Here is a 12,075-nt window from a genome sequence, read left to right as displayed (position 1 = left end):
TGTGGTCCGGGGAGATCAGGAGTCCCTGAAAGATGGTGATGAAGCACTACCCCGCCGAGTTCAAGGCCGAGGCGGTCGCGTTGTACCGGTCCCGGCGTGGTGTACCCGTTCCGCTTACCGATCATTTGAAAGGGTTACGGTGACGACTGTGCGGCCGGTAGCGTCGCGCGCGGTCACTGAGGGCGGCCGGCGGGAGCCCCAAACCACGACCAGGTGACCGTGGTACGGGATGGGCAGGCGGCGGCCACCGACGACGAGCTGTGCGATCCCACCGCCGGCAAGCAGCGTCGCGGCGCGCACCCAGCGCCCGGTCCACGGCAGTAGATGGTCGCGTAGGACGGCGGGGCCGCCGTTCACCACGACCTGGTGGGGCGAGAGGTCGTTTCGGGCTCGTTCAAACGCCTCCGCGGTGCGGTCCTCGTAGCCGTTCGATGACCCGCCACCGCCCAGCCTCCGCCAGCCGTCGTTGCCGTTGCGGACCAGTAGGTGGATCTCGTCACAGAAACAGCCGGTGCTGCGGCGCAGGAACCGCGTGGCGGCGACGTCACCGTCCACGTCGGCCGCGACTGGCGCGAACCGGCGGCGACGGCTCAGCCGCACCGGTTGAGCCGGCGGCCCGTCGGCGATCAGCCGAACGCTCTCGGCCACGGCGTCGTACGCCACCCGATGACCGTACCCACCCCGGTGGCCTTCCCGCAGCATCAGCTCCGACGAGCTCCTGAAGAGCGCCCGCCGCCAGCAGACAGCATCTGAACGCGCCGACGCACGAGGTCAGCCCTTGATTCGCGGCCTGCTTGACGGACTCGGGACCGCACGCGCGGGTGAGGCACGCCAGGCATCCGCGGTGCGCGTGCGTCGCCGCCGGTCTTCCATTCCTGGGCGAGGTCTCAGGCGCGCATGACGGTGGCGATTGGAATGCGGGCGGCGCGGATGGCTGGGATGAGTCCGCCGAGCAGTCCGGCGATCAGGCCGGCGATGACTCCTGCGACTCCTGCTTGCCAGGGGAAAACGAGGTCCCGCAGGAACTGCTCGCGGTCGCCGAACAACGTACTGATCGCGGTCAAGGCGAGCGTGGACACTCCGATGGCGGCGGCTGCGGTGAGGAGGCCGGTCAGGAGTGTCTCGGCGAGGACGATGCCGGCGAGCAGTGATCGTGAGGTGCCAACGGCACGCCGCAGGGCGAATTCCTCGACCCGCTCTCCGACGGTCGCGAGTCCGACGTTGAGGATGCCGGCGACGCCGATGAGGAGGACCAGGCCGGCCATGCCGAGGAAGATCCAGCGGATGAGCGCGAGCTCCTTGGCGATGTCCTTGCGTGCCTGGATCGTCTCGAAGTGGATTTGTTCCGCGGGCATTCCGCTGGCCGTGAGGCGGATCCGCAGGAGCTGCTCCAGGTCGCGTGCGGTGGGCGCGAGCATCACGTGCAGTCCGGGGCCGTAGTTGCCGGCGTTGCTCGGGTGGGGCACCCAGTTGTGCAGCTCATCGGCTCGGGTGTAGGCGGTGGGCTGCGGGTTGCCGTCGTCGATTACGCCAATGATGCGCGGCGTCGGGTTGGCGGTCGCCCCCTCTACGCGCATCTCGGCCGGAACATGGTGCCGCGTGAAGCCCTTGGCCGCCTCGAGGTTGATGACGACCCGTGGGGACAACGACGGGTCGGAGGAGAAGTCCAGCCACTGGCCGGACACCGACCGGAAGGGCCGGAACTGGCGGATGTCGCCGGTCAGCGCGTTGACGTTCAGCTCGATGGCCTGGCCGGGCACGGGAACGGCCGGGGCGTCGCCGGCCGCTTGTACCTCCTGGCAGTAGCCGCGAGGGTCGCAGTACATCTGAACGCCACCGGGACCCGGGTACTGTCCGCCGCCCGGCTGGTCGAACGGGGCGCCGCCGGGGTTGACCGGGCTGACGCCGGGCTCTCCGATGATCGCCTGGGTGGTGGTGACCGCGACCGCGTCCGTCCGCCCTTTCAGCGTGTCCTGGCTGATCTGGATGGTGTCGGCGTTGCCCGGCAGGTAGGTCTGCCGGGTGCCGTCCTTGCCCACGTGCAGCTCCAGATCAGCCAGCCGGGCGTTCTTGGTCGTCTCGGCGCCGACCTGGACGACCACGACGGCCAGCACCCCCAGGAACAGGCTCACCATCGACAGGAGCGTGCGGGTCTTGCGAGACCGGATGCCCTGAACACCGATGATCAGAGCTGACCGGAACCGCCCGGAGAGCCGGATCATCTCGCCACCTCGCTGTGCCCAGCGGTTCGGCCCGTTCCGATCGCCGAGTCGTGCCGCGTTGGCTGGCTCACTGACGCGCGCTCCTTGTGTCGGTGGCCGGGTGGAGCGCCCCGTCGCTGAGGCGCAGCACGCGCTGCATCTTGTTGGCGTGGTCCCAGTCGTGGGTGACCAGGATCAGTCCGCAGCCCCGGTCGGTCGCCGCGCGCATCACCTCGATCACCAGGTTGCCCGTCTCCGTGTCCAGCGCGCCGGTGGGCTCGTCGGCCAACAGCAGACGCGGCTGCCGGACGAGTGCCCGGGCGATCGCCACCCGCTGCTGCTCGCCGCCGGACAGGCGGGCCGGCCGGTGCTTGGCGAGATGCGCAATGCCGACCCGGTCGAGGGCCTCCAGAGTTCTGGCTCTACGTTTGCGGCGCGGCAGCCAACCCTGGCCGTTGACCAGGGCCATCGCCACGTTCTGCGCCGCGGTCAGGTGCTTGAGTAGGAAGAACCGCTGGAATACGAAGCCGAACTCGGCGCTGCGCAGGGCTGCCGCTTTGCGCTCCGGCAGCCGGGTGATGTCCCGGCCATCCAGCAGATACTGTCCACCGTCCGGGCGGTCGAAGAGGCCGATCAGGCTGAGTAGTGTGCTCTTGCCGGATCCCGAGCGGCCGAGAATGGCCACGCTCTCGCCGCTGTCGACGGTCAAGTTGGTGCCGTCGAGGATAGTGCGCGGCGCCTTCTGGCCCTTGAGCGTCTTGGTGATGCCGTGAAGTTCCAGCAACGCCGTCATTTCGCACCCGTCAGCGCGGACGGGCCGTCCCCTACGCCTGGTTTGGCTGGCGGGATGTTGGGGCCGGGGACCGCGACCCTCTCGTCGCCGGTGAGGCCGGACTTGATCTCCACGACCTTGCCGTCGCTGAGCCCGAGCACGACGTCCCTGGTCTCCCGGCTACCATCCGACCTGACCACGTCCACCTTGCCCCGGCCCTGCCCTCCGGCGACCGCCTCGACCGGTAGCACCAGCACCTTGGTGGCCCGCGCAGTCACCACTTCGAGCGTGGCGCTGGCGCCGTTGATGAGCTTCACCTTGGCGGGAGCGGTGCACACCAGCCGCATGCCGGTCGGCTCGGACGGCTCGGTGCTGTCCTGCGGGTTCGAGGGCGGTTCGACGACTGGCGGGGCGGACGGTTGGCCGGACGGGGCGGCCGATGGCCGCGGGGCCGGCGGGTCCGGGATGGTTCCGGCGGGCAGAGCGGCGATGGTGCCGAGCACTTTGCACGGGAACGGCCCGGGGCCGTTCTTGATCTGCGCTTGGACCGTCGCGAGCGCATCGGAGATCTGGTAGGCCTGGGCGCTGTCGATGTCGGCGACGAGCCCGTAGCCGATTCTCTTCGCCGAGACAACGGGCATCCCAGCGGTCACTTGGGAGCCATCGTCCACCAGCCGGCCGGCGAACACCGCACCCGCCGGGACCTCGATACGGTGCGCCTTGCCAGACTTCCAGACGCTCGCCACCCGCGTCGGCCTGGTCGGCGTACTCCGCGGCTTCCTGACATCGGCATACCGCACCTGCCCGGCGGTCGGGGTCACGATCCCGAACACCGGGTTGATGGTCACCTTGCCGGACAGGCTCACCTTATTGGCAAGGTCCTGACGGGTGGGCTGCACCGTGGTCATCGTGATGCCCCGGGGCGCGAGACCGGGCGTCTCCGCTTGCGCGCTCAGCTCGCTACAGCCGGCAGCGGCGGCCGCCAACAGCGCGAGGACGCACAGTGACAGTAGCCTTCGCACCGGTACCCCCAACTCGATGACCTCAGGCGAACGCCTGACATGACTCGGGGGGCGCCAATCGGGTGCCTGCGACATGGGCGAGTCGGCGACCATCGAATCGCCGGAAGACTAACCCGTGGCCCCCCTGGTGCGCTGCCCGCCACACGGCGAAGCCGATGTCTGGCGCCTCCACAAGGGCGCCTTGAGGAACAGCGCGCACGGGTTCCGTCGGACTCGCCGCCGCTGGCAGCCAGCCTCCACGCGGTCGGCGTCGTGCCACCACTCTCGCCGCGACGTGGTCGCTCGCCCAGCAGCCCACGCTTTCCAGCCGGACACGCGTCGAGGCGGACAAGAGCATCTGAAGGCGGTACGGTCGCGCCGGCCGGGCCGTGCGATACACGACTCGCAGTGCGGCAGGATCCCGACGGCGAGGCACGAACCTGACTCAACATCACCCCTACGACACTTTCCCAACCCCGACCAACCGGCGAACGTTAGTGGCCATCGCACTAGCGCTCGCCGGCGTGGCCCTGGCCGCGGGCGCCTGGGGTTACCGCCGCCGCGACCTGCGTCCGTAGCTGTACTTCTGTCGAGGGGTGACGGGTTGTCTCGGCGTCACGGAGGGCTTGGGTGGTGACCCGGGAGGCGAGCAGGAGCGCGGCGAGCACGAGGCCGAGGGCTGCGGCGATGAAGGGTGCGCGGATCCCCAGGCTGCGTCCGAGCAGGCCGCCGGCGAGGGCTCCGAAGGGGACGACACCCAGGACGACCAGGCGGTAGGCGGCAGTGACGCGGCCGAGGAGTACGTCGGGGACCGCTGCTTGGCGCAGGGTGCTGACGACGATCTGGTTCAGCGAGGTGGCGATGGCAGCGCAGAACATGCTGGCAAGGGCGAGGGGTGTGTGGTTCCCCAGGCCGAGGATGGCGTAGCTGGCGGCCGGGGCGAGGGCGGCGAGCCAGGTGATCGGGCCGCCGCCGATGCGGGGCACGACGTGTTCGGCGAGCAGCGAGCCGGCGATCGCACCGGCGGCGGGAACCGCGATGAACAGACCGTAGTGCGCCATGGGCAGCTGGTAGGGGCCGGTGATCAGCAGAACGAGCAACCCGCCGGTGGCCGCGCCGAAGAAGTTGATCGCCGCCGAGATGAACGCGACTCGGCGCAGCAGGTCGTGGTGCCAGAAGTGGGCCCATCCGGAGCGGATGTCCTGGGTGATGGTGGTCGGGCTCGAGCGGCGGCGCTCGTGTTCCTCGCCGGTGGGGCGCAGCGCGGGCAGCAGCAGAGCCATCAGGCCGGCGAGGGCGAACGCGGCCGCGCCGGTGTAGAAGGCCGCCGATGCCGCCAGCGCGAACAACGCCGCCCCGGCAGGCGGACCGATGAAGGTGTTGATGACGGACTGGGTCGCGAACAACCGGCCGTTGGCGCGCTCGAGCTGCTCGCGTGGCAGAAGGCGGGGCGGGATGGTCAGGGCGGCGTTGTCGACCATCGTCTCGGCGCAACCGGCCAGGAACACCGCGGCGTACAGCAGTGCGACGTGCCGCCATCCGTTCGCCAGGGCCACGGCGAGCAGCGCGAACCCTGCCGCGCGCAGGCAGTTGCCAGCGACAAGTATCCGACGTCTGTCCATCCGGTCGGCCAACGCGCCGGCGGGGAGGGTTGCGACCAGCCAGGGCAGGAACTGCACCACCGTCATGCCCGCCACCAGGAGCGGGTCACGGGTCAGCGTGGCGACGAGCAGCGGCGCCGCGGCTTGTAGCAGCCCGTCGGCGAGATTCGAGGACGCCTGGGACGCCCACAGGGCCGTGAACGATCTGCGTGGGGCGGCGGCAGGCACGATCATCTCCGGGCGATCCTCTCATGGGTGATTAGCTGATTGGGCGTGAGTATGCAGGGAGCGTGTCTCACATGCAACAATGCTTTTGACCATGAGAGGAGCTGATGGTGAGGTTCGGCCACATCGCGGGCGACCCCATGCTCGACCTGGTGAACACCGTCGACTGGCGCCTCGGCGGGTACGAACGCACGGAGAACCTGAAGTCCTTCTCGGACGTCGTGGACTGGTGCGTCGAGTCCGGCCTGATCAGCGAGGCAGAGGCCATGGCCCTGCGCGACCTCGCCAGCCGGGACGACGCCCGGGCCGAGCGGGAGCGGCAACAGGTCATCGCAGCGCGCGAGCGGGTCTACGCGGCTCTCTTCGAGGACGACCCGGAAGCCGCCGCGGACCTCGCGGACATGTACCGGGCGGCGATCGCCGCGGCCGACCTGGTTCGCACGGGCGACCGCTGGCAATGGCGAGACCGGGAAATCGACCTCCACCTGCCTCGCAATCGCATCGTCCGCGGACTCGTGGCTCTCACCCAGCGTGACGACCTCGACCGCCTGCACCAGTGCGAGGACGCCAGGTGCGGCTGGGTCTATCTCGACACGTCACCGCGGCGGAACCGCCGCTGGTGCAACACGAAGGACTGTGGCGACCGCAACCGCGCCCGCGCCTACTACGCCCGGCAGAAGGCGAAGGCCCAGCGGCCCTGATTCGGACCACCCCGGGTGGTCGTCCTCGGGGTCGATCCGCACACTGGGTCCGTGGCTGGTCGGCGGGAGCGGCGGCGGCGCCGGTGGGCGTCCGGGAAGCAGCGGGAGATCCTCGGCCGGCCGACGCTGCGCGGGCCGAAGCCGGGACGCCGGACCCGGGGCCTCGACTTCGACCGGCCGGGCTGGTTCGCCGCCGCGCTCGGGGTCGCCCTGGGCGGCGCGCTGCTCGCCGTCGGCATCGACTCCTGGCACGACCATCGGGTGCTCGACGCCCGCGGCGTGGTGACGAGCGGTCAGATCGTGGAGGTCCGCGGCGGAAAGACCACCCACCTGACGGTGCGCTTCACGACGGCCACCGGCGAACGGGTCACGGCCGAGGTCACCGACCCCGGCACGACGACCCGGCAGGAGGTGGGAGCACCGATCAGGCTGCGCTACGACCCGGACGATCCGGCCGGCCGGGTGGCCGACGCCGACGACGGCACCGCACTCGGCACGCGATGGATCCTCGTGGTCGGCGGCGTGGCGCTGCTGGCGGCGACCGGGTGGGCGATGTGGCGACGTCCGCGCCGCGCTGATCGGTGACGGCTGCCGCGTGACGCGGCGACCCGGCCGTCCTCGGCTCAGCGGATGTCGGGCCGGTCCGGGTCCGGGTCGTAGACGTCCGGCACCCCGTCGTGGTCACGGTCGACCGACTCGGCCTCGCACACCTGCCGGTGCACCCGGCTGCGGGCGCGCAGCACCACCGAGGCGAGCAGGGCCGAGAGCAGGGACCCGGCGAGCACGGCGACCTTGACCTGGTCGTCGCGTTCGCTGCCCGCCCCGAACGCCAACTCGCCGACGAGCAGGGAGACGGTGAAACCGATGCCGCCGAGCAGCGAGAGCCCCAGCGCGTCGAGCCAGTTGAGGCCCTCCTCGGGGTCGGCCCGGGTGAACCGGGAGACCAGCCAGGTCGCGCCCAGGATGCCGATCGGCTTGCCGACGACCAGCCCGACCACGATGCCGACCGCTACCCGGTCGGTCAGCGCGGTGGTCAGGCCGGTCAGGCCGCCCACCGCGACCCCGGCGGAGAAGAACGCGAAGACGGGCACCGCGACGCCGGCCGAGATCGGCCGGAACCGGTGCTCGAAGTGCTCGGCCAGCCCCGGACCGGCGGCCGGTCCCCCGGCGGCCTCGCTGCGGATCACCGGAACGGTGAAGGCCAGCAGCACCCCGGCCACGGTGGCGTGCACGCCGGACTCGTGCATCAGCACCCAGGTGGCCGCCGCCAGCGGCAGCAGCAGCCACCAGGACCGGACCCGCCGCTGGACCAGCAGACCGAAAACCACCAGTGGCACCAGCGCACCGAGCAACGGCAGGATCGACAGGTCGGTGGTGTAGAAGACGGCGATGATCACGATGGCGATCAGGTCGTCGACCACCGCGAGGGTGAGCAGGAAGGTCCGCAACGCCGGCGGCAGGAAGCGGCCGACCACGGCCAGCACCGCCAGAGCGAAGGCGATGTCGGTGGCCGTCGGGATCGCCCACCCCCGGCCCGCGTCGGCGCCGGCGATCAGGACGTAGAGCAGGGCCGGCACCAGCACCCCGCCGAAGGCCGCCGCCACCGGCACCGCCGCGCGCCGCGGGTCCCGCAGGTCACCGGCGACGAACTCGCGCTTGAGTTCCAGCCCGGCGACGAAGAAGAAGATCGCCAGCAGACCGTCCGCCGCCCAGGTGCCCAGGCTCAGGTCGAGGTGCAGCGCGGCCGGGCCGAGCCGGAGGTCCCGCAACGCCTGGTACTGCTCCGTCCAGGGCGAGTTCGACCAGATCAGGGCCAGCAGCGCCCCGACGAGCAGGAGCGCGCCGCCCACGGTCTCCCGCCGCAGGATCTCGGAGATGCGGCTGGTCTCGGCCCAGGAACGGCGGGCGAACAGGCTGGTACGGCGCCGAGTGGCGTCGGTCACGAAATCTCCTCGTCGGCAGGGGTCGCGTCATCCATCGCCGACCAGACTTCCCGGCACACCAGAGGCACAACGTTATCCGCTGGCCGAGCGGACGCGTACAGCGGAGGCCCGGCAGTCCGCTAGTACCCGGCGGCGGCCCGCCGAACCATCCGGCGTGCCTCGTCGCGGGGCACCCCGGTGGCGCGCAGCAGGTCGTTGGCGGCGGTCCGCAGCTGGGAGACCACGATGGTGCCGGAGAAACCCAAGCCCTGCCGGCACGCCGCGCCGGCCTGCCGCACCGCCCGCAGCACCCGCTCGCGTGCCCGCACCGGCTCCTCGGCCTCAAGGAACTCGCGGTGCAACACCCGCACGGCCTCGCCGAACCGCTCAACGGCGGCCGGCAGGTCGGCCGGGACGGGCTCCTCGTCGCGCAGGGTGGTGCCGATCCGGCGCACCATGGCCCGGCTGTTGCGCAAGGCCCGGTCCATGTGCACGACACCCCGCCGGTAGGCGGCCAGCGTCCGGCGACGGCGCCAGCGCACCGGAGAGAACCGGACCACCTCCTCGGCGGCGGTCACCGCATCGCTGAGCTGCCGCAGCTGCGGCTCGGCGTCGCGCATCCGGTCCAGGACCAGGTCCACGCCGCGGACGTCGACGCGGGCCAGGGCCTCCGCCGTGGCGGTCATCTGCCGTGCGAAGGCGTCCAGCGCGGGATCCGCGACCCGGCGTACGGTGCGCATCGGGTTGAGGGGAGCGAGCACCAGCACCACCAGCAGGCCCACCCCTCCCCCGACCAGCGCGTTGAGGGTCCGCGGCCACGCCAGGTCGGGCGTGCTGGGGGTGACGGTGGCAACCAGCACCGCGGTACCGCCGGCCTGGGTCATCAGCGCCCCGGGGCCGCGGGCCGCCGCGGCCAGCGCCGCGGCCAGGAAGACGATGACACCGGTCTGCCACGGTCCGGTACCCACGGTCTCGACCAGCAGATCGCCCACGAAGATGCCGAGCACCACCCCGACGACCAGCTCGACGGTGCGCCGGGTCCGGTTGCCCAGCGCGGCGGCGATCACCCCGACCGCGGCGGCCGGGGCGAAGGTCGGATCCTGGTTGCCCAGCACCAGCCGGGCCGCCAACCAGGCCAGCGACGCGGCCAGGCCGGCCTGCACCGCCACGATGAGATAGGTCCGCAGCCGGCGGCGACCCGCCCGGCCCGCGCGCACCGCCCGGCCACGCAGCGCCGTCGGCGCCAGTGCCCCCGCCGCGAACCGCATGGCCGGGCATACCCGGTCCGGACGGTCGCCGAACCCGTCACCGCGGACGCCGGTGTCCACCGTGCCCGACCGCTGCGGTGGCGTAGCCACCGCCGCCGGGGGTAGACACCGGCATGACCACGCCGCCCGCGCCGCCCACCCTGCCGGAGCGGCCATGACTGAGCTGGGCTGGGCCCTGTTGGCGCTGGTGGCCTGGCTGGCGACGGGGCTGGTCACCGCGGCGGTCTTCGTCACCCGCGGCGGGCACCGCAACCTGCTCTGGTATCTCGTCGGTGGGCTGCTCGGCCCGCTCTTCGTGCCGATCGCGGTCGAGCGTGGTCGGGCCGCCCCGCAGCGGATCGACGTCCGCTCCCGTGCCCCGGCACCCACCGGGCCCGGCCTGCGGGTACTGGTCGGCCTGGACGGCTCGCCCGACTCCGACCGGGCGCTGCGCGCCGTCGCGAACGCGCTGACCGGCACCACCAGCGAGCTGGTCCTGGTCACCGTCACCGACCCGGACCTGGTCGACCTCGAGGCGCACGCGGAGCGCCAGCGGGCCCGCCGGATGCTGGACGAGATAGCGAGCGCCCTGCCGGACGGGCTGGCCGACGCGAGCACGGAGGTCGTGGCCGGCCACCCCGCCGACGCCATCCTGGCCGTCGCCGACGCCCGCGACGTGGACCTGCTGGTGATCGGTCGGCGGGGACCCGGGCTCGACGAGAAACTGCTGGGCAGCGTGGCGGCGGAACTGGCGCAGCGCAGCAGCCGTGCCATCCTGCTCGGCAGCCTGCCCGGCCGGTGAGGCGGCGAGCCCGGCGCGGGGGTCGTTTCCGGGCGAGAGGTGCGGGTAACCCGGGTCACCCGCACCCGGCGGAGCCCCGACGGCGGGCGGAGCAGATGCCGGGACCAGGACCGTCTCCTGGAGGTCTTCGGCTCCCGCGTGCTGCCGCCGCGCCCGGTCCAATCCTCCGCCGGCGGTCCGGTTGCCGACTGAGCCACCGCTCCACCGCCACCGGCGCACTACGCTCTGCGCGTGGCCGTGACACCGTGGGTGGGCGTGCGCCGGATCGCCATCGTTCCGGCGCTGAACCGTCAGGTGGACCGGGAGCCGCCTGCCGACTGGGAGTACCAGGTGCGCAGCCGCGTCTTCTACGACCCGGAGCCGGGCACCGGCAGGGACCGTTCGTTCCAGCACTACCTGCACGCCCTGTCGTACGGCAGGGCGCACCTCGACGGCGAGGTGTTCCCGCGGGTGTGGGCCGAGGACGCCGAGGTCAATGTCCCGGCGATGCGGTCCCTGCCACCCGGACACGGCTACCAGGCGCTGCTCGCGGTGCTGCCGCACGAGGCCGGCGAGCACCGCGGCGGGCACGCCTTCGGTGGCATCTCCCCGGTGAACGGCATCAAAGGTTGGGCCCGGGTGGCGATGTTCAGCAACCCGTTGCTCCGCGACGACCAGCGCCAGCCGATCGGCGTCTGGGGGCAGGAGCTGTTCCATCTGCTGTGCGATCTCTGGGAGCATCCGGGGCTGCCCGGGTACGACCCGATGGACGGCGACGGCGCCCGCCGGAGCACCCACGCCAGCGCCACGACCAAGCGCCTGTTCGGCTGGCTGCCCGCTGGCGTCGTCGACCACGCCGAGGGGCGGCTGGACACCAACCTGCACGCGATCGGCCTGGTGCAACCACCGCCGCCGGACCGGGTGACGGCGGTCCGGGTGCCGTCCCGGCGCGCCGCCAACCGCTTCTTCTTCGTGGAGGGGCGGCTGCGGACCGATCCGTTCGACGGGATGGTGCCGGCCGAGGGGGTCCTCGTCTACGAGGTCAACGACACCGTCAAGGTGACGCTGCGGACCGGTCCCGCGCTGTCGACGGGACAGACGTACGACGACCCGGACGAGGGACTGCGCGTCACGGTCACCGACAACCTCACCGGTGGTTTCGCCGTCTCGGTGTTCCACGCCCCCGACCCGACGGTCTCGGGCCGCCTGCTGCGCTACGTCGACGCCTCCCAGACCGGCGGCGGCGACGTATCCAGTCCACAGGTCATCGGCCTCGGTGGTTGGCAACAGTTCCGGTTCCTGTTCCCCGGCGCCGACAACGTCATCTACGCCGTCGACCAGGCCGGCCGCCTCCTGCGTTACGTCGACGCCTCCCAGACCGGCGGCGGTGACGTATCCAACCCCCAGATCATCGGCCAGGGCGGCTGGCAACAGTTCCGGTTCCTGTTCCCCGGCGCCGACAACGTCATCTACGCCGTCGACCAGGCCGGCCGCCTCCTGCGTTACGTCGACGCCTCCCAGACCGGCGGCGGTGACGTATCCAACCCCCAGATCATCGGCCAGGGCGGCTGGCAACAGTTCCGGTTCCTGTTCCCCGGCGCCGACAACGTCATCTACGCCGTCG

11 protein-coding genes are annotated in these 12,075 nt (G+C 71.8%); 4 read left to right on the top strand and 7 right to left on the bottom strand.

Annotated features, from left to right (window positions below; all coding sequences use genetic code 11):
• Positions 1 to 114 precede the first annotated feature (114 nt).
• The 5 genes from DLJ47_RS07235 to DLJ47_RS07215 form a co-directional block, all read right to left on the bottom strand.
• Positions 115 to 663 carry a hypothetical protein gene (locus tag DLJ47_RS07235; RefSeq protein ID WP_109899284.1) on the bottom strand — a complete coding sequence of 183 codons (549 nt, stop codon included), beginning with the start codon at positions 661 to 663 and terminating at the stop codon, positions 115 to 117.
• Between the two features lie 224 nt (positions 664 to 887).
• The gene (locus tag DLJ47_RS07230; protein WP_109899283.1) at positions 888 to 2,222 is read right to left on the bottom strand and encodes an ABC transporter permease; all 1,335 of its coding nucleotides are present in this window, start codon (positions 2,220 to 2,222) and stop codon (positions 888 to 890) included.
• A 67-nt stretch (positions 2,223 to 2,289) separates the two neighbouring features.
• Positions 2,290 to 2,994: an ABC transporter ATP-binding protein gene (locus DLJ47_RS07225; protein ID WP_109899282.1), complete on the bottom strand. Its 705-nt coding sequence runs from the start codon at positions 2,992 to 2,994 to the stop codon at positions 2,290 to 2,292.
• Positions 2,991 to 3,881, bottom strand: a complete 891-nt coding sequence (locus DLJ47_RS07220; protein WP_233257697.1) for an efflux RND transporter periplasmic adaptor subunit — start codon at positions 3,879 to 3,881, stop codon at positions 2,991 to 2,993. Before DLJ47_RS07220 ends, DLJ47_RS07225 begins: the two co-directional genes overlap by 4 nt.
• A 602-nt stretch (positions 3,882 to 4,483) precedes the next feature.
• Entirely contained in the window at positions 4,484 to 5,809 is a 1,326-nt protein-coding gene (locus DLJ47_RS07215) for an MFS transporter (RefSeq protein WP_233257696.1), read from the bottom strand.
• 98 nt (positions 5,810 to 5,907) lie between these two features.
• On the opposite strand from DLJ47_RS07215, the gene DLJ47_RS07210 reads away from it, so the two are divergent.
• Positions 5,908 to 6,501, top strand: coding sequence for a CGNR zinc finger domain-containing protein (locus DLJ47_RS07210; protein ID WP_109899281.1), 594 nt, complete (start codon positions 5,908 to 5,910; stop codon positions 6,499 to 6,501).
• Positions 6,502 to 6,552: 51 nt separating this feature from the next.
• The gene (locus DLJ47_RS07205; RefSeq protein ID WP_158289791.1) at positions 6,553 to 7,086 is read left to right on the top strand and encodes a DUF3592 domain-containing protein; all 534 of its coding nucleotides are present in this window, start codon (positions 6,553 to 6,555) and stop codon (positions 7,084 to 7,086) included.
• 38 nt (positions 7,087 to 7,124) lie between these two features.
• Here the strand turns inward: DLJ47_RS07205 and nhaA are convergent, their stop codons facing one another.
• A complete protein-coding gene (gene nhaA, locus DLJ47_RS07200) occupies positions 7,125 to 8,444 on the bottom strand; it encodes a Na+/H+ antiporter NhaA (RefSeq protein WP_109899279.1) in 1,320 nt (439 codons plus the stop codon).
• A 119-nt stretch (positions 8,445 to 8,563) separates the two neighbouring features.
• Positions 8,564 to 9,781, bottom strand: a complete 1,218-nt coding sequence (locus DLJ47_RS07195) for an FUSC family protein (protein ID WP_233257695.1) — start codon at positions 9,779 to 9,781, stop codon at positions 8,564 to 8,566.
• A gap of 64 nt (positions 9,782 to 9,845) precedes the next feature.
• Between DLJ47_RS07195 and DLJ47_RS07190 the strand changes: the two genes are divergently transcribed.
• Entirely contained in the window at positions 9,846 to 10,472 is a 627-nt protein-coding gene (locus tag DLJ47_RS07190; RefSeq protein WP_158289790.1) for a universal stress protein, read from the top strand.
• Between the two features lie 231 nt (positions 10,473 to 10,703).
• Positions 10,704 to 12,075 (top strand): tachylectin-related carbohydrate-binding protein (locus tag DLJ47_RS07185; protein ID WP_199235730.1); only part of this gene is annotated, 1,372 nt, incomplete at its 3' end.

Origin of the sequence: Micromonospora sp. S4605 (genome assembly GCF_003176715.1) — a bacterium.
In the GTDB taxonomy this organism is placed as follows: domain Bacteria; phylum Actinomycetota; class Actinomycetes; order Mycobacteriales; family Micromonosporaceae; genus Micromonospora; species Micromonospora echinaurantiaca.
Note: the sequence above shows the minus strand (reverse complement) of the source record. Positions and strands in the feature narration are given on the sequence as shown.